The following is a 16,967-nucleotide window of genomic DNA, read 5'->3' as shown; positions in this document are numbered from 1 at the left end:
CCCAGCGATCCGGCACGCGTCCGTACTGCCTGGACTGGATGAATGAAATCGACGTTACTTTCGATCGCCCTGATCGCCCTTGCCCTGACACCCGCCTTAGCCCGCCAGAACAGCAAGTCCAGCCGGACCGAAGCCGGCCTCGCCAAGCTGGCCCCAGCCGATCGGTTTCAGCAAGCCTGCGACATAGAGCTGATGGAAAGGCTGCGTCACGAATCCCGCCCCTACAAGCCCGACAGTGTGATCGCCTATGCGCTGGGCGATCCTCATGTGTCGGGGGACACGCTTAAGGGCGACGGCGGTGCCTTCCGCAGCGGCGGAATCTGGTACCAGTATTCCTTTACCTGCGAGGCGACACCCGACCGCATGAAGGTGATCTCGCTGGAGTACAGGGTCGGCGAAGCCGTGCCGCGCGACCAATGGGACTCGCACGGCCTCTCCATTCACTGATTTCCTTCACCCCCGCACAAGCGAGCAGGCATGGGCAAGGACGGTTCGATCGGCGTTATCCGCCGGGTCCAGCGCTTTCCGGTCAAATCCATGGGCAGCGATGTCCTGGACACGGCGGAGCTGCGCTGGAACGGCCTTGCCGGCGACCGGCAATATGCCTTCGTGAAAACGCGGGACCGCGGCCGCTTTCCCTATCTCACAAGCCGGGATCTGCCGGATCTGCTGCTCTATCGCGCCCGCTATCTCAAGCCGGAGGATCCCAGAACCTCAGCGCTCACCGTGGTCTCGCCCAAAGGCGGCGAATACGACATTGACGATCCCGCCTTATGCCGGGAATTGAGCGAGGCGGCCGGCGGGCCCGTGCATCTGATGCAGCTCGGCCGGGGCCATTTCGATAGCGCCGTCGTCTCGCTGGTGAGCACGACGACGGCTGGCCGCCTGGCGCACGCCCATGGCGGCGGGATCGATCTGCGGCGCTTCCGCATCAATCTCGTGATAGAGCCTGCGGATGCCGAGATCTGGGAGCGGGATTGGCTCGGCAAGCGGCTCGCCATCGGCAACCAGGAGGTCCTCCTGCGCGCCGACCGGCCGATCGACCGCTGCGTGATGATCACCCTCGATCCCCAGACGGCCCAGCGCACTCCCGCGATCATGAAGACGGTCGCGCGCCAGTTCGACAATCGGATCGGCATTTACGGCACCGTCGAGCAGCCTGGGCGGATCAGCTTGGACGACGGTATCTATCTCGCCGGCTGAGCGGCTCAGATGGCCTGACCGCCGGAGACCTCGATCCGCTGGGCGTTGACCCAGCGATTGGCATCCGACAACAGGCTCGCGATCATCGGCCCGATATCCTCGGCCACTCCGGCTCGCCCCAGGGCGGTCATCTGCGCAAAGAGCTTGTTGATGCTGGGATCGTCGCGCACGGCGCCACCGCCGAAATCGGTCTCGATCGCTCCCGGCGCCACGGTATTGACGGCAATCCGCCTTTCACCCAGTTCCTTGGCCAGATAGGTCGACAGGACCTCCACGGCCCCCTTCGCCGCGGCATAGGCCGCATAGCCCGGAAAGGACACGCGTGTCAGGCCGGAGGATAGATTGACGATACGGCCGCCATCCGCCAGCAGGGGGAGCAGAGCCTGGGTGAGGAAGAAGACACCCTTGAAATGGACATTGACCAGGGCATCGAACTGCGCCTCGGTCGTCTGGCCGATTAGAGCGTAATCGCCATGACCGGCATTGTTCACCAGATGATCGAACGTCTCCCGTGACCATGTGTCATGCAGCGTTGCCCGCACCCTTTCGGCGAAGGCGGCAAAGGCCCGGACGTCGCCTGTATCGAGTTGAAAGGCGACCGCCTTCCGGCCCATGGCCTCGATTTCGGCCACGACCGCCTCGGCATCCTCGCTCCGGCTGCGATAGGTGAGGATGACATCGCCGCCAAGGCGGGCAATATTGAGGGCCGTGCTGCGGCCAAGACCGCGACTGGCCCCGGTTACGAGTGAAATCCTGGTCATCGGGCAAACTCCGTTGGTGTGACGGCCCTCGATATCGGGCGAAATAGCCTTTCGGTGTTGCCGGAATCTCGATGTTCTTTGCCTAATCCTCCGAGAGACATGCAAAACGAGCATGAAGCGAGTAGGCTGCCACCATGACCGCCCTGCTTGAAGCCATCCGCCGCCATGCCCAAGCCCACGCCGGTTCGAACGGTATCGCAGCCACGCCGATTCCGGGTCTTACCACTGTGCGGGCGACTGCTCCCAGCGGCCTCGTCCACGCCATCTCCCGCCCCCTCGCCTGCCTGGTGCTGCAGGGAAGCAAGCATGTCACCATGGGCATGCAGGCCTTCGACTTCGCGGCTGGCGATTCCCTGCTGATCACCGCGGACGTGCCGACCGTCAGCCAGATCACCCGCGCCAGCGCCACGGCGCCCTATCTGTCGCTGGTGCTGGAGCTGGACGCGGCCGTGATCGCCGATCTGGCTGCACAGATGAATGCTGTTGGCGGAGCCGATCACGCCCCGGTGCGTGTCCAGCCAACCGATGCCGAGGTCGCCGACGTGGCATTGCGGCTGATGCATTTGCTCGATCGACCGGCCTCGGTGCCGGTGCTGCAGGCCCAACTCGTGCGTGAGATGCATTATTGGCTGCTGGCCGGCCGTCACGGGGCGGCAATCCGGCGGCTGGGTTGGCCCGATGGCCACGCGCAGCGCATCGCGCGAGCCGTAGCGGTATTGAGGGCCGAATTCATGCAACCCTTGCCGGTCGGGTGCTTGGCCGCGGCTGCCGGCATGAGCGTCTCTTCATTCCACCAGCATTTCCGGTCGATAACCTCCCTCTCTCCCCTGCAATTCCAAAAGCAGTTGCGCCTGATCGAGGCCAGGCGCCTGATGCAGGCCGAGGGCATGAGCGCGAGCGGGGCAGCGTTCGCGGTCGGTTATGAGAGCGTTCCCCAATTCACCCGCGAATATGGCCGATTGTTCGGCCTGCCGCCGGTTCGCGACATCAAGGCAGCGAGGGGGCGGGCTCGGGCAGCCGCCTGATCATCGAAGGGACTGTCGCTGCCGCGCGCCTCAGAAGATCGCCAGGGCGCCCTGGAAAATGAGATAGCCGAGCCCGGCCGTGATCAACAAACCCACGCTGGTGGCGATATAGCCAGCCAGGATGACGGCGCCGTCGCGCTCGACCAGTCCGAGGCCAAGAATGCAGATGGGAATGCCGAGCGGGATGTTGCCGATGATCGGGATGGGCAGCAGCAGGGCCAGGCCCAGCACGAGCGCGACGATACCCACGATCCGCCGGGAACGGGCATCCGCGAACAGGTGCAGGCGCGGCTTGGCGAAACGCTCGACCCACTGGATCCAGGGTTCCGCCTTGGTGACGATGCGCTGCAGATCCTTGCGGGCGAAGCTGCGCTTGGCCAGGAATTGCGGCAGCCACAGATTATCGCGCCCCATCACCATCTGGGCCGCGATGAGGGCGACGATGATGCCGCAGATCACCGGGATGCCCGGCGGCATCGGCAGGCAGTTGGGTATGCCGAACAGCAGGAACAGGATACCGAAGGCGCGGTTGCGCATGGCGGCCGTCAGGTCGCCGAAATAAATGCGCTCCTCTCCTTCCGCCGAGGCAATCGCCGCAAGGAGTTCGGATGTTCTGGGGTTACGCGGTTCCAAAATTAAGCTGACTCGTGGGGATCCTTGCCGGGCTTATAGTGAGACTCTGCGACAATTTCGAGATGATTGTGCTGCCGAACGCCAAACAGGGCGTGGCATTTGCGGATAGGTGTTGTGCTTTTGCCGCATAGTTCCCTGTGCAGCACAACATTGCATGCTGCATCGCAAGACCCCGAAGGTCGTGCTGACTTGTCGCAGGCTCCTTCTCCAGCTTTGTTCGAAAAATCGCAAAAATCGCGAAAAACCCCGCAAAAACGACCCTCAACTTTTCAAGCTTGTCACTTGACCACCGAAAAACGGGGGTCCAGACTGGAATTATTCCGATCTGCTGCATGAGAGTCTCCCGTTCAGACCGCCAATGAATGGCGGCGAACGCAGAGGGGACGACAGATCGCGAACCGGTTGGAGGACCCCATGGCTTCCGTTTCGCTTCTCGTCAATGGACGGGAAATTACGGCTGATATTGATCCGCGTACTTTGCTTGTCGAATTTCTGCGTGAGCACCTCAGGCTCACCGGCACCCATGTCGGCTGCGATACCAGCCAGTGCGGTGCCTGCGTGGTGCATATTGACGGCAAGGCCGTCAAATCCTGCACCGCCCTCGCGGTCCAGGTCAGCGGCAGCTCGGTGACCACCATCGAGGGCCTGGCCAATAACGGCCAGCTGCATCCGATGCAGGAAGCCTTCCGCGACAATCACGGCCTGCAATGCGGCTTCTGCACGCCCGGCATGATCATGACCTCGGTCGCCATGGTCGACCGGCTCGGCGGCGACCTCGACGAGGCGACCATCCGCCATGAGCTGGAAGGCAACATCTGTCGCTGCACGGGCTATCACAACATCGTCAAGGCGGTCGCGGCAGGGGCCAAGGCCATGACCGAGGGCGAAACCCTGCAGGCGGCCGAATAGCCACTCTCTCCCGGAATGTGTCGCCCTACCCGTTCGTGGCAGCCCACGAGCACTCGCGACCGCCACTCCGGACTTCGATCTTTCCATCGACTCTCTCGGCGAAGCCTTTGTTTGCCGGGGATTATTCCAATCCCATAGCGTTTTGCGATGCGAGGAAATCGCGTCAAATACCAAAGACGTCGAAACAGCGAATTCGAGCAGACAAGCGTTCACGCATGAACGCGCTGTGCTCCAGGGGAGAGAACGACATGAACGCCACAGGCGTTGGCGCACCGGTGCGCCGCAAGGAGGATTTCCGCTTCATCACCGGCAAGGGCAATTATACCGGCGATATCAATCGCCCGGGTCAGGCCCATGCCTATTTCCTGCGCTCGCCGCATGCCCATGCGGCGATCAAATCGATCGACATCAGCGCGGCCCGCAAGCTGCCGGGTGTCATCGAGATCCTCACCGGCGAGGATTTGGCGCAGGACAAGATCGGTGGCCTGATCTGCGGCTGGATGATCCACTCCAAGGACGGCACGCCGATGAAGGCCGGGGCCCATCCGGCACTGGCCCAGGGCAAGGTGCGCTATGTCGGCGACCATGTCGCCGTGGTGCTCGCCGAGACCCTGGCACAGGCCAAGGACGGCGCCGAAGCCATCAATGTCACCTATGACGTGCTGGCGGCCAGCGTCGATACCGCCAAGACCCAGGCCAAGGACGCCCCCCAGGTTCACGCCGAGGCCGAGAACAACACGGTGTTCCAATGGCATCTTGGCGACAAGGCCGCCTCCGATGCCGCCTTCAAGGCAGCCAAGCACATCACCAGGCTCGACATCCTCAACAATCGCCTGGTGCCCAACGCCATCGAGCCGCGTGCCGCCGTCGGCGACTATGACGCCGGCAACGAGGCCTATACGCTCTACACCACCTCGCAGAACCCGCATGTCGCCCGGCTGGTGCTCTCGGCCTTCATCGGCATCGCGCCCGAGCACAAGCTGCGCGTGATCGCCCCCGATGTCGGCGGCGGCTTCGGCTCCAAGATCTTCATCTATGCCGAAGAGACGGTGTGCGTGTGGGCCGCCAAGCGCATCGGCCGCCCGGTGAAATGGACCGGGGACCGCACCGAGGCCTTCCTGGCCGATGCCCATGGCCGCGATCACGTCACCCATGCCGAACTCGCGATCGACGCCAACAACAAGATCACGGGCCTGCGCGTCCATACCATCGCCAATCTCGGCGCCTATCTTTCGACCTTCTCCTCCAGCGTGCCCACCTATCTCTACGCGCCGCTGCTGTCAGGCCAATATGACATCCCGGCCATCTATGCCGAGGTCGACGGCGTCTACACCAACACCGCTCCGGTCGACGCCTATCGCGGCGCCGGGCGGCCGGAGGCGACCTTCGTGGTCGAGCGCCTGGTCGAGGTGGCGGCACGCGAACTCGGTCTCGATCCGGCCAAGTTCCGCAAGAAGAACTTCGTGAAGTCCTTCCCGCATCAGACCCCGGTGATCATGACCTATGACGCCGGCGACTATAACGCTTCGCTCGACAAGGCGATGGAGCTGCACGACGTCAAGGGCTTCGGCGCCCGCCGTCGGGCTTCCGAGCGGGCCGGCAAGCTCAGGGGCCTGGGCTATTCGGCCTATATCGAGGCCTGCGGCATCGCGCCCTCCCAGGCGGTCGGCTCTCTCGGCGCCGGCGTCGGCCTGTGGGAATCGGCGGAAATCCGCGTCAATCCGATCGGCACCGTCGAGGTGCTGACGGGCTCGCACAGCCATGGCCAGGGCCACGAGACCACCTTCGCCCAGTTGGTTTCGGACCGGCTCGGCATTCCCATCGACTCGGTCGCCGTGGTGCATGGCGATACCGACAAGGTGCAGTTCGGCATGGGCACCTATGGCTCGCGCTCCGGCGCGGTCGGCATGTCGGCCATCGTCAAGGCGGTCGACAAGATCATCGCCAAGGGCAAGAAGGTCGTCTCCTACGTGCTGGAAGCGTCCGAGGGCGACATCGAGTTCAAGGATGGACGCTTCTCGGTGGCCGGCACCGACAAAGGGCTGGCCTTTGGCGAAGTGGCGCTGCAGGCCTATATCGCGCACAAATTCTCCGGCCAGGACCTCGAGCCCGGCCTCAAGGAGGGTGCGTTCTACGATCCCACCAACTTTACCTTCCCGGCGGGCGTGCATATCTGCGAAGTCGAGATCGATCCCGATACCGGCGTCACCACCATCGCACGCTGGACGGCGGTGGACGATTTCGGCGAGCTGATCAACCCGATGATCGTCGAAGGCCAGGTGCATGGCGGCATCGCCCAGGGCGTCGGCCAGGCCCTGCTCGAGGGCGCGGTCTACGACAAGGAGGGCCAACTCCTGACGGCTTCCTTCATGGATTACTGCATGCCGCGCGCGGACGACCTGCCCTCCTTCAATGTCGGCATGACCAAGACCACCTGCCCCTCCAATCCGCTCGGCATCAAGGGCTGCGGCGAGGCAGGTGCGATTGCGGCGCCGCCGGCTGTGATGAATGCCATCACGGACGCCATCGGCATTGAGGACATTGCCATGCCGGCATCGCCCCAGGTGGTGTGGAACGCCGTGCAGCGTGCTGCCAAGGGCAGGAAAGCCGCGGAATGACGGAGGGCGGGTCTTCTCACTTCCATCGGCATGCCGATGGAGCAGGACCCGGCTGGAACCTCCAAGCAATAAGAACTGGGCGGGTCTGAAGACCCGCTCCCCAATTCAACCGGGAGCCACCCATGTATCCCTTTACCTATCAGCGCCCAACCTCCGTCCGCGGCGCCATCGCCGCCCTCGCCAAGGCGGAGGACGCCAAACTGCTCGCCGGCGGGCACACCTTGCTGCCGACCATGAAGCAGCGCCTCGCCAGCCCCACCACCCTGATCGACCTCACCAAGATCGAGGGCCTCAGCGGCATCGAGGTGAAGGGGCGCAACCTCATCATCGGCGCCACCACCCCGCATGGCGAAGTGGCGGCGAGCGCCACGGTCGGCGAAGCCATCCCGGCGCTTGCCGCTCTCGCCGGCATGATCGGCGATCCGGCGGTACGTTCGCGCGGCACCATCGGCGGCTCGCTCGCCAACAACGATCCGGCGGCCGATTATCCGGCGGCGGCCCTCGCCCTCAACGCCACCATCATCACCAACAAGCGCAAGATTCCGGCCGACGAATTTTTCACCGGCCTGTTCGACACCGCGCTGGAGGAAGGCGAGATCATCACCAAGATCTCCTTCCCCATTCCGGCCAAGGCGGCCTATCAGAAATTCCCCAATCCTGCTTCGCGCTACGCGCTCGTCGGCGTGTTCGTGGCCAAGAAGGGGAGTTCCGTGCGCGTCGCCGTCACCGGCGCCGGCTCCGACGGCGTGTTCCGCCATACCAAGGCGGAAGAAGCCCTGTCGTCGCGCTTCCATGCCAAATCGCTCGACGGGGTGAGCCTTTCGGCAAAGGGGCTCAACGGCGATATTCATGCCAGCGCAGACTACCGCGCCCACCTGATCGGCGTGCTGACCAAGCGGGCCGTCGCAGCCGCAAAGTGAGGTAACCCAGGGCGCGAGCCTTCCTGGAATCGCAGGCCTGTCAGCGACATGCGCATGTCGCGCGGTGGCTGCTCCTGGGAACGCTCCGCCCATCCCGAGAAAGAGCAGGCAGGGATGCCTGCGAGCCAAGGATGATGCCCGAAGACGAATTCTCCACCGACCTGGCCAAGACCCGTCTAACGGTGCTCGTCGCCAACATCACCACGCTCGAGGTGGATGCCATCGTCAATGCCGCCAATACCTCCCTGCTGGGCGGCGGCGGCGTTGACGGCGCCATTCACCGCGCTGCCGGGCCGGACCTGGTGGCCGAGTGCCGCACGCTGAATGGCTGCAAGGTGGGCGACGCCAAGATTACCGGGGGGTACCGGCTGCCGGCCCGCCACGTCATCCACACCGTCGGCCCGGTCTTCAACGGCGGGGCCCAGGGAGAGGCCGACAAGCTTGCCTCCTGCTATCGGCGCAGCCTAGAAGTGGCCTCTGCCAACGCCATTACCTCGATCGCCTTTCCGGCCATCTCCACCGGAATCTATCGGTATCCGGCGGACGAGGCGGCCACTATCGCCGTCGCGACCGTCACCGATACTCTGCCGCTGTTGCCGAGCCCTCCTTCACTCGTCGTGTTCTGCTGTTTCGATGCGGGCACGGCGACTCATTATCGCCAAGCCTTCCTCGATGCGGGTCTTGCCCCCTTCTGACTTCCGGCGCCGGCAGGCAGAAGCAAATCTCCTCCAGCTTTGCTTTGCCCGTGCAGAGTTCTCCTGACCGAGGCGAGGGCTCGGCCAGGAGAACTCCGCGGGATCTCAAATACTTGCGGCGTTTCTTGAGATCGCCAGTCCGTTGGCTATCGAGAAATTCCGCTTGGCAGGGACTCGCCCTATAGTGCCTGCAGATTTCAGGAGTTTGCCTTGCCCGCCCCCCTTCCCGCTTCCATCGACGAGACCGCCGCCCTACTCGCCAAAGCCGATTACGTGGCCGGGCGCGACCTTGCCACCGTGTTGTTCCTCGCCTTGCGCATGGGTCGCCCGCTCTTCCTGGAAGGGGAAGCCGGCGTGGGCAAGACCGAGATCGCCAAGGTGCTGTCGGCGACGCTGGGGCGCCCCCTGATCCGCCTGCAATGCTATGAGGGCCTCGACATCGCCTCGGCGGTGTACGAATGGAACACCATGGCGCAGATGATCGAGATCCGCCTGGCCGAGGCCGGCGGCGGCGTCGACCGCGCCAGTCTGAGCTCCGATCTCTTCTCCGAACGCTTCCTGATCGCCCGGCCCATCTTGGAGGCGGTACGCCCCCAGGCAGGCGGCGCACCGATCCTGCTGATCGACGAACTCGACCGTACCGACGAGGCCTTCGAGGCCTATCTCCTGGAGGTCCTTTCGGATTTTCAGGTCACCATTCCCGAATTCGGCACGGTAAAGGCGGAATCCCCGCCCATCGTGGTGATCACCTCCAACCGCACCCGCGAGATCCATGACGCCCTCAAGAGGCGCTGCCTCTATCACTGGGTCGACTATCCCAGCGCCGAGAACGAACTCGAGATCCTGCGCCGCAAGGTGCCGCATGTGCCGGCCAAGCTGTCGCGGGAGCTGGTCGGCTTCGTGCAGGCGCTGCGCCGCGAGGACCTGTTCAAGTCCCCAGGGGTCGCCGAGATGCTGGATTGGGCCACGGCCCTGACCGAGCTCGATGCCGTGGCGCTCGATCCCGCCCTCGTCTCCGATACGCTTGGCGTGCTCCTGAAATATCAGGACGACATTGCCCGCCTCTCCGGTAGCCAGGCCAAGAGGCTGATCGACAGCGTCAAGGCCGGGGCGCAGGCGCATGGTTGAAACAGGCAATTTCGGGCGGTGGATGCGACCCCTTTACCCTCCCCTCGATGGGGAGGGTCGGCCTGAAAGGCCGCGGTGGGGTGGAAACGCTCGGGCTGTGGGGATGACGACCACTTTATTGCGAAGTCACCCCACCCCGACACTTCGTGTCGACCCCAGGCAATTCAAGAGGAATGACCGACCCCATCGAGGGGAGGGTAAACGGCGCGTCTTCGTCCGAAATGGCATGTGCCAATGACAATCGACGCCAGTTCCCCCAATCTCGGCCGCCTTGCCGACAACATCGCCTATTTCGGCCGGCTGCTGCGCGACACCGGCCTGCCGGTCGGCCCGGCCAGCGTGCTCGATGCCATCCGGGCAGTGGAAACGGCAGGCCTTGGCGCCAAGCAGGATTTCTACTGGACATTGCATAGCGTCTTCGTCACGCGGCACGAACAATCGCTGCTGTTTCGCCAGGCCTTCGAGCTGTTCTGGCGTCAGCGCGCCTTGACCGAGAAACTCATCGCCATGATGTCGCCCCAGGCGGTGGCCATGAAGGAACCGCCCAAGCCCAAGGCCGGCGCGCAGCGCGTCAACGACGCCTTCTACAAGGAACCGCCGCGCGAGGTGGAGGAGAAGAAGCTCGTCGAGTTCGACGCGCGCTTGACCATGTCCGAGCGCGAGATCCTCAAGGAGCGGGATTTCGCCCAGATGACCGCGGAGGAGATCGCCGCCGCCAAGAAGGAAATGGCGGAACTGCGCCTGCCCTTCGACATCCAGCCGACGCGCCGCCTCAGGCCCGGCGGCAGCGAGGTCATCGACCTCAGGCGGACACTCAGGGCTGCCATGCGCAGCGGCGGCGACCTCGTCACCATCGCCTACCGCCAGGCCGGCGAGAAGCACCCGCCCCTGGTGGCGCTTTGTGACATATCCGGCTCCATGGCGGACTATTCCCGCCTGTTTCTGCATTTCCTGCACGCGATCTCGGAAAAGGGCCGGCGCGTGCACGCCTTCGTCTTCGCCACCCGGCTGACCAACATCACCCGGTCGCTGCGGACGCGAGACCCCGACGAGGCGCTTGAGCATGCTTCCCGCGCCGTCAAGGATTGGGACGGCGGCACCCGCATCGCCCATTGCCTGGAGCGCTTCAACAAGGATTGGTCGCGCCGCGTGCTCGGCCAGGGCGCCACTGTGCTGCTGATCACGGACGGGCTGGAGCGCCAGGTCGATCCCGGCCTCGCCAAGGAACTCGACCGGCTGCATCGCTCCTGCCGCCGCCTGATCTGGCTCAATCCCCTGCTGCGCTTCGACGCCTTCGAAGCGCGGGCGGCGGGCATCAAAGCCATGCTGCCGCATGTTGACGAATTCAGAACCATTCACAATCTCAGGAGCATGGGCGATCTGGTCAAGGCCCTCGACCGCAGAGCCGATGCCGCTGCCGATCCCAGGAGCTGGTTAAAACGCGTTGGTTGAGAAGGACCGGCGAACGGTGCCTTGGAGTGTCAGCCTCCGAGATTCCGGACAAACGCGACTATCGTGCTAGGCCTCGTTTCAAGGAGCAATTTCGATGAGCGATACTGCCAGTAATTTCGCATCCGACACCGACATCCTTGCCAGCGCCCAGCAATGGCGGGAACATGGCAAGGGCGTCGCCATCGCCACCGTGGTGGAGACCTGGGGTTCGGCCCCGCGCCCGACGGGCTCGAACCTCGTCATCGATGAGGACGGCAATTTTCTCGGCTCGGTTTCGGGCGGATGCGTCGAAGGTGCCGTCGTCACCGAAGCACTAGAGGTCATTCGGGAGGGTAAGCCGCGCCTCATTGAATTCGGCGTCGCCGACGAGACCGCCTGGCGGGTCGGCTTGTCCTGCGGCGGCACCATCCGGGTCTATGTCGAGAAACTGGACTGAAGGCCGCCTTCCTCCCTCCCCCTTCTTGCAGGCTCCGCCATGAAACTTGCCACTCTCCAGGCCCTCAACCAGGCCAAGGCCGCCCGCAGGGCCGTCCTCCTCGTCACCGATCTCGACACCGGCGAGGAACGCCTAGTCGAGGAAAGCGGAATCCCGGCCGATCCGCTCGCCTCCATGCTGTCGCAGCAATTGCGTCAGGGGCGCTCCGCCACGGTCGAGCAGGACGGGAGGCGCCATTTCATCACCGTCCACGTCCCACCGGTACGGCTGGTGATGATCGGCGCCGTCCATATCAGCCAGGCCCTGGCCCCCCTCGCCCGCCTCGTCGGCCATGATCCCGTCATCATCGACCCGCGCACCGCCTTTGCCACGCCCGAGCGCTTTCCCGGCGTGACATTGCTCGCCGAATGGCCTGATGTCGCTTTGCCGCCGCTCGGGATCGACCGCTACACAGCCTTCGTCGCGCTGACCCACGATCCCAAGATCGATGACGGGGCCCTGCAGCATGCGCTCGAACGCAACTGCTTCTATGTGGGGGCGCTGGGTTCGCGCAGGACACATGCGCGCCGCATCGAACGATTGAACGAGGCCGGGGTCGACGAGGCGGCGCTGGCGCGTATCCATGCGCCTATCGGCCTCGATATCGGCGCCATCAGTCCGGCCGAGATTGCCGTCTCGATCATGGCCGAGATCACGGCCGCGCTTCGGCTGGAAAGCGGCGAGAAGCAACCCAGGCCGCCTGCTCCGCCCAAACCCTGTTACAGGTGACTATAGCTCCATGTTTTTCGGCGAGATTTCTATCGATCAGGCCCTGGGCGGCGTTGCCGTCCATTCGATCCGCAAGGGTGGGCTCGTCCTCAAGAAGGGCACGCATATCGGGCCGGCCGAAATCGAAGCGCTGCGCCGGGAGAGGGTCGAGTCCATCGTCATCGCCAGGCTCGATCCCGGCGATGTCGGAGAGGATATCGCCGCCGAGCGTATTGCCGCCCGGTTGGGGGGTGAAGGCGTACGCGTGGCCGAACCGTTCACCGGCCGGGCCAATCTGTTCGCCGAGCACGCCGGCGTGCTGGTAATCGACCGTGACGGCGTTGACCGGGTGAACGCCATCGACGAGAGCATCACCTTCGCGACCCTGCCTGCCTTCGATCCAGTCAAGGCCGGCGAAATGATCGCAACCGTCAAGATCATTCCCTTTGCCGTGGAGGCGCCCACCTTCGAGCACGCCCTCGCCGGCCTGGGCGCCCCGATCATCCGGGTCGCCCCTTTTCGTCCGCTCAAGGTCGCGGCGATCTCCACCTTGCTTCCCGGGCTCAAGGAAAGCGTGATCGCCCGCACGCTGCAGGTCCTGAAGGAGCGCCTGGCGCCGGCTGGGGCCAGGCTCATCCTGGACGAAAGAGTGCCGCATCAGGCCCGGGAGCTGGCGCTCGCGCTCGACCGCGCCAAGGCGGCGGAGGCCGATCTCACCATCATCTTCGGAGCCTCGGCCATCGCCGACCGGCGCGATGTCATCCCCGCCGCCATCGAAATTTCGGGTGGCGCGGTCGAACATTTCGGCATGCCGGTCGATCCCGGCAATCTTCTGCTGCTGGGGCGCTCCGGCGCCATGTCGGTGCTGGGGGCGCCAGGCTGCGCGCGCTCGCCCAAGGAGAACGGCTTCGACTGGATCCTGCATCGCCTGCTGGCCGGCCTGCCAGTCACGCGCGGTGATATCGTCGGCCTCGGCGTCGGCGGCCTGCTGATGGAGATCGTCAGCCGCCCCCAGCCCCGTGCCGCCGCCGGGAAGACGGGCGAGACCCCTCCTTCCGTCGCCGCCATCGTCCTGGCGGCAGGCCGTTCCACGCGGATGGGCGGGCCGAACAAGCTTCTGGAGGACTATGCCGGCAAGCCGCTCGTCCGCCACGCCGTGGAAGCGGCGCTCGCCAGCAGAGCAAACTCGGTCACGGTGGTCACCGGCCATCAGCAGGCCGAGGTCCGCGCTGCCCTGGCAGGGCTGGCCGTCTCCTTCGTGCACAATCCGGACTTCGCCGAGGGCCTCTCGACCTCCGTGCGCGCCGCCATTGCGGCCCTCCCCACCGAATGCGACGCCGCCCTGATCGCGCTTGGCGACATGCCGCTGGTGGACGCCGCCCTATTGGACCGGCTGATATCGGCCTTCGAACCGGACAAGGGCGCCCTCATCGTTCTCCCGGTTACCGAAGGGCAGCGCGGCAATCCGGTGATCTGGGCGCGCCGATTCTTCGACGAATTGCAGGCCATCGAGGGCGACGCCGGTGGCCGGCAGATTCTCAAGGCGAACAGCGACGCGATTGTGGAAATTCCCGTCTCTTCGAGGGCCTCCAGCTTCGATGTCGACACGAAGGAGGCGCTCGCGCAATTGCGACAACTCCGGACGTGATATTTTGTTGCTCCGCCCGGTAGCGCAACTTTCGTGCGCAGGGGATGTGCGCAATTATTCAGCAACATTCTTTCCCCTGATGAAGGATAGTATGGCAATCGAAATTTTTGTGGGGATCCAGACGAAATCTAACAGGCGTTACACGTTTGCTCGACTGGAGCCATTCAGCCTTTAAATCGTTTTTTGGGCGTTACTGGCTGAGAATTGGCGCTTCAAGCGTCAGCCGGCGCTAAAAAATTCGCCGAGCTGCATAAATATTTCGTGATTTCCAGAAACTTCGCCTTCGGGACCGCCGCGGTGATTGTCAGTTTGCAAAGCGCTTGCTATGACAGGAAATCGTCGAATGACTGCCTGTCTCTTAGGCAAAAATCCCGCCAAAGGGGGCCAGGAGAAGCAAGGACGGCGTCGACAGAGGGGAAAGTTTGTAGACGATGGCAGAGTTTTTACAGCAGCTCATCAACGGGCTGGCGGTAGGATCGCTATATGGTCTTATCGCCGTAGGTTACACGATGGTGTTCGGCATCATCGGCATGGTCAACTTCGCCCACGGCGACCTGTTCATGCTCTCCGCGATCATCGCGTTCATCTGTTTCGTGATCCTGGTCACCTTGCTTGGACTTTCGTCGGTCATCGTGGCTTTGCTGGCGGTGATGGCAATCGGCATGGTCCTCACCAGTATCTGGAACTGGGCCATCGAGCGCATCGCCTATCGTCCCCTGCGCGGCTCGTTCCGACTTGCTCCCCTGATTTCCGCCATCGGCGTCTCCATGGCCCTGTCGAATTTCGTGCAGGTCAGCCAGGGTGCCGAATCCAAGGCAATCCCCCATGCCGTGGACGCCGCCCTCAGCGCCAAATATCAGATCTGGTCGGAGGTCGCCTCGGATGGGCGCGCCATGGACGCCTCGCTCTCGCTCAAGGCCATCCTGATCTTCGTCACCACGGCCGTGCTGCTGGCGGTCTTCTGGTACATCGTCTCCCGCACCTCGCTCGGCCGCGCCCAGCGCGCCTGCGAGCAGGATCGCAAGATGGCCGCCCTGCTGGGCGTCGACGTCGACCGCACTATTTCGATCACCTTCATCATGGGCGCGGCCCTGGCTGCCGTCGCCGGCCTGATGTTCCTGGTGCTCTACGGTTCCGTGAACTTCCGGGACGGTTTCGTGCCCGGCGTCAAGGCCTTCACCGCCGCGGTGCTCGGCGGCATCGGCTCCCTGCCTGGCGCGGTGCTCGGCGGCATGCTGATCGGCCTGATCGAGAAACTGTGGGAGGGATCCTTCGAAGGTGACGTTGCGGCCTACCGCGACGTCGCGGTGTTCTCCGTGCTCGCCATCACGCTGATCTTCATGCCGCAAGGCCTGTTGGGACGCCCCGAAGTGGAGAAGGTGTGATCATGGCCGCGACCGGCACCACCCGCATTTCACCGGCTGACCTGTTCAAGGATCTCATCTTCTGGGCCGTGGTCTCCACCTGCATGTTCCTGCCGGTGGTGGGACTGACGACCTATTCCGACCAGGCCACCAACAGCTTCCGCCTGAACTTCCTCAACCCCGACTTCGCCTTCGGCAAGCGCTTCGGCGGCCTGATCACCACCGCCGTGATCGTCGGCCTCATCCTGGCGATCCGTCTGTTCGTGCTGCTGCGCCCGCAACGCCCCGAACACAAGACGCCCTCCAAATTCGCCCAGACGATGACGCGCATCGGCATGTCGCCCTGGGTGATGTGGTTCGGTGCCGGGCTCGCCGTCGTCTTCCCGCTGGTGATGCTGTTCGCTCTCGGCGACAAGGGCTCGCTGAAGTGGATCGACACCTACGGCATCCAGATCATGATCTACATCATGCTGGGCTGGGGGTTGAACATCGTGGTCGGCATGGCTGGCCTGCTCGACCTGGGCTATGTCGCCTTCTATGCGGTCGGCGCCTATTCCTATGCGCTGCTATCGGTCTATTACGGCATGACCTTCTGGGAATGCCTGCCGATCGCGGGTTTCCTCGCCGCGCTCTGGGGTATCATTCTCGGCTTTCCCGTGCTGCGCCTGCGCGGCGACTATCTCGCGCTGGTCACCCTTGCCTTCGGCGAAATCATCCGCAGCGTGCTGGTGAACTGGAAATCCTTCACGCACGGCAATGACGGCATCACCTCGATCAAGCCCCCCACCTTCTTCGGCATTCCCTTCACGGCCGGTCCGAACGGTTTCGCCAAGACCTTCGACCTCGCCTTCTCGCCGATCCATGGCAAGATCTTCTTCTACTATGTCATCCTCATTCTGGCGGTGATGACGGCTTACATCACCAGCCGCATGCGCAGGCTGCCGGTCGGCCGCGCCTGGGAAGCCCTGCGCGAGAACGAGATCGCCTGCCGCTCGCTCGGCATCAACACCACCACCACCAAGCTCGCGGCCTTCGCCAGCGGCGCCTTGTTCGGCGGCCTCGCCGGCGCCTTCTTCGCGGCCAAGCAGGGCTTCATCAATCCGGAAAGCTTCGTGTTCCAGGAATCGGTGATGGTGCTCGCGATCGTGGTGCTCGGCGGTTCGGGCAGCCTCCTCGGCGTGGTCGTGGCCGCGATCCTGCTGGTCGGCGGTTCGGAGATCCTGCGCGAGCTCACTTTCATGAAGTGGATCTTCGGGCCCGACTTCGACCCGAGTCAGTATCGCCCCATGATCTTCGGCCTCGCCATGGTCTCGATGATGTTGTGGAAGCCGCGCGGTCTCATTTCCAACCGTGCTCCCACCGTCTATCTCAAAGAACGCAAGATCGTCTCCGGCGCCCTGGTACAGGAAGGTCACGGATGAGCGCGCC

General features: G+C 64.0%; 15 protein-coding genes and 1 pseudogene. 14 read left to right on the top strand and 2 right to left on the bottom strand.

Annotated features, from left to right (window positions below; translation table 11 throughout):
* The first annotated feature begins 42 nt into the window (after positions 1-42).
* Together J8I29_RS05700 and J8I29_RS05695 are read left to right on the top strand one after the other, a co-directional pair.
* On the top strand, positions 43-447 hold the full coding sequence (locus J8I29_RS05700; protein WP_209430891.1) for a DUF930 domain-containing protein: 405 nt from the start codon (positions 43-45) through the stop codon (positions 445-447).
* Positions 448-477: 30 nt separating this feature from the next.
* Entirely contained in the window at positions 478-1,203 is a 726-nt protein-coding gene (locus J8I29_RS05695) for an MOSC N-terminal beta barrel domain-containing protein (RefSeq protein WP_209430890.1), read from the top strand.
* Positions 1,204-1,208: 5 nt separating this feature from the next.
* On the opposite strand, the gene J8I29_RS05690 is transcribed toward J8I29_RS05695, so the two are convergent.
* The gene (locus tag J8I29_RS05690; RefSeq protein ID WP_105862750.1) at positions 1,209-1,964 is read right to left on the bottom strand and encodes an SDR family oxidoreductase; all 756 of its coding nucleotides are present in this window, start codon (positions 1,962-1,964) and stop codon (positions 1,209-1,211) included.
* Positions 1,965-2,098: 134 nt separating this feature from the next.
* Between J8I29_RS05690 and J8I29_RS05685 the strand changes: the two genes are divergently transcribed.
* Complete coding sequence (locus J8I29_RS05685; RefSeq protein WP_209430889.1) at positions 2,099-2,989, top strand: AraC family transcriptional regulator; 891 nt, start codon at positions 2,099-2,101, stop codon at positions 2,987-2,989.
* 30 nt (positions 2,990-3,019) lie between these two features.
* Here J8I29_RS05685 and J8I29_RS05680 read toward each other — a convergent pair whose 3' ends face one another.
* Positions 3,020-3,622 carry an exopolysaccharide biosynthesis protein gene (locus J8I29_RS05680; protein WP_105862748.1) on the bottom strand — a complete coding sequence of 201 codons (603 nt, stop codon included), beginning with the start codon at positions 3,620-3,622 and terminating at the stop codon, positions 3,020-3,022.
* Positions 3,623-4,036: 414 nt separating this feature from the next.
* Between J8I29_RS05680 and J8I29_RS05675 the strand changes: the two genes are divergently transcribed.
* From J8I29_RS05675 to livM, 11 genes and pseudogenes are all read left to right on the top strand, one after another.
* Positions 4,037-4,531, top strand: a complete 495-nt coding sequence (locus J8I29_RS05675; protein ID WP_105862746.1) for a (2Fe-2S)-binding protein — start codon at positions 4,037-4,039, stop codon at positions 4,529-4,531.
* Between the two features lie 248 nt (positions 4,532-4,779).
* On the top strand, positions 4,780-7,149 hold the full coding sequence (locus J8I29_RS05670; protein WP_209430888.1) for a xanthine dehydrogenase family protein molybdopterin-binding subunit: 2,370 nt from the start codon (positions 4,780-4,782) through the stop codon (positions 7,147-7,149).
* A gap of 122 nt (positions 7,150-7,271) precedes the next feature.
* Positions 7,272-8,069: a xanthine dehydrogenase family protein subunit M gene (locus J8I29_RS05665; RefSeq protein ID WP_105862744.1), complete on the top strand. Its 798-nt coding sequence runs from the start codon at positions 7,272-7,274 to the stop codon at positions 8,067-8,069.
* Between the two features lie 134 nt (positions 8,070-8,203).
* A complete protein-coding gene (locus J8I29_RS05660; protein WP_209430949.1) occupies positions 8,204-8,764 on the top strand; it encodes an O-acetyl-ADP-ribose deacetylase in 561 nt (186 codons plus the stop codon).
* A gap of 210 nt (positions 8,765-8,974) precedes the next feature.
* Complete coding sequence (locus J8I29_RS05655) at positions 8,975-9,892, top strand: MoxR family ATPase (RefSeq protein ID WP_105862743.1); 918 nt, start codon at positions 8,975-8,977, stop codon at positions 9,890-9,892.
* 234 nt (positions 9,893-10,126) lie between these two features.
* Positions 10,127-11,344 carry a VWA domain-containing protein gene (locus tag J8I29_RS05650; protein ID WP_209430887.1) on the top strand — a complete coding sequence of 406 codons (1,218 nt, stop codon included), beginning with the start codon at positions 10,127-10,129 and terminating at the stop codon, positions 11,342-11,344.
* Between the two features lie 94 nt (positions 11,345-11,438).
* Positions 11,439-11,780 (top strand): XdhC family protein, encoded by a 342-nt coding sequence (locus J8I29_RS05645; RefSeq protein ID WP_209430886.1) that lies wholly within the window; start codon positions 11,439-11,441, stop codon positions 11,778-11,780.
* Positions 11,781-11,819: 39 nt separating this feature from the next.
* Positions 11,820-12,548: an XdhC family protein gene (locus J8I29_RS05640; protein ID WP_209430885.1), complete on the top strand. Its 729-nt coding sequence runs from the start codon at positions 11,820-11,822 to the stop codon at positions 12,546-12,548.
* Positions 12,549-12,558: 10 nt separating this feature from the next.
* Complete coding sequence (locus tag J8I29_RS05635; RefSeq protein ID WP_209430884.1) at positions 12,559-14,175, top strand: molybdopterin-binding/glycosyltransferase family 2 protein; 1,617 nt, start codon at positions 12,559-12,561, stop codon at positions 14,173-14,175.
* Between the two features lie 431 nt (positions 14,176-14,606).
* A complete protein-coding gene (locus J8I29_RS05630; protein WP_105862738.1) occupies positions 14,607-15,560 on the top strand; it encodes a branched-chain amino acid ABC transporter permease LivH in 954 nt (317 codons plus the stop codon).
* Positions 15,561-15,763: 203 nt separating this feature from the next.
* Positions 15,764-16,960: pseudogene (livM, locus tag J8I29_RS05625) on the top strand (high-affinity branched-chain amino acid ABC transporter permease LivM); the annotation flags it as partial.
* Positions 16,961-16,967 lie beyond the last annotated feature (7 nt).

It is taken from the genome of Labrys sp. LIt4 (assembly GCF_017813775.1).
GTDB classification, from domain to species: Bacteria; Pseudomonadota; Alphaproteobacteria; order Rhizobiales; family Labraceae; genus Labrys; species Labrys okinawensis_A.
The sequence above is the reverse complement of the archived record's forward strand: the minus strand, read 5'-3'. Positions and strand labels throughout refer to the sequence as shown.

Excerpts from the sequence above, each read along its gene's own strand:
- J8I29_RS05700 (WP_209430891.1), top strand. The coding sequence starts at position 43 with ATGAAATCGACGTTACTTTCGATCGCCCTGATCGCCCTTGCCCTGACA.
- J8I29_RS05695 (WP_209430890.1), top strand. The coding sequence starts at position 478 with ATGGGCAAGGACGGTTCGATCGGCGTTATCCGCCGGGTCCAGCGCTTT.
- J8I29_RS05690 (WP_105862750.1), bottom strand. The coding sequence starts at position 1,964 with ATGACCAGGATTTCACTCGTAACCGGGGCCAGTCGCGGTCTTGGCCGC.
- J8I29_RS05685 (WP_209430889.1), top strand. The coding sequence starts at position 2,099 with ATGACCGCCCTGCTTGAAGCCATCCGCCGCCATGCCCAAGCCCACGCC.
- J8I29_RS05675 (WP_105862746.1), top strand. The coding sequence starts at position 4,037 with ATGGCTTCCGTTTCGCTTCTCGTCAATGGACGGGAAATTACGGCTGAT.
- J8I29_RS05670 (WP_209430888.1), top strand. The coding sequence starts at position 4,780 with ATGAACGCCACAGGCGTTGGCGCACCGGTGCGCCGCAAGGAGGATTTC.
- J8I29_RS05665 (WP_105862744.1), top strand. The coding sequence starts at position 7,272 with ATGTATCCCTTTACCTATCAGCGCCCAACCTCCGTCCGCGGCGCCATC.
- J8I29_RS05660 (WP_209430949.1), top strand. The coding sequence starts at position 8,204 with ATGCCCGAAGACGAATTCTCCACCGACCTGGCCAAGACCCGTCTAACG.
- J8I29_RS05650 (WP_209430887.1), top strand. The coding sequence starts at position 10,127 with ATGACAATCGACGCCAGTTCCCCCAATCTCGGCCGCCTTGCCGACAAC.
- J8I29_RS05645 (WP_209430886.1), top strand. The coding sequence starts at position 11,439 with ATGAGCGATACTGCCAGTAATTTCGCATCCGACACCGACATCCTTGCC.
- J8I29_RS05640 (WP_209430885.1), top strand. The coding sequence starts at position 11,820 with ATGAAACTTGCCACTCTCCAGGCCCTCAACCAGGCCAAGGCCGCCCGC.
- J8I29_RS05635 (WP_209430884.1), top strand. The coding sequence starts at position 12,559 with ATGTTTTTCGGCGAGATTTCTATCGATCAGGCCCTGGGCGGCGTTGCC.
- J8I29_RS05630 (WP_105862738.1), top strand. The coding sequence starts at position 14,607 with ATGGCAGAGTTTTTACAGCAGCTCATCAACGGGCTGGCGGTAGGATCG.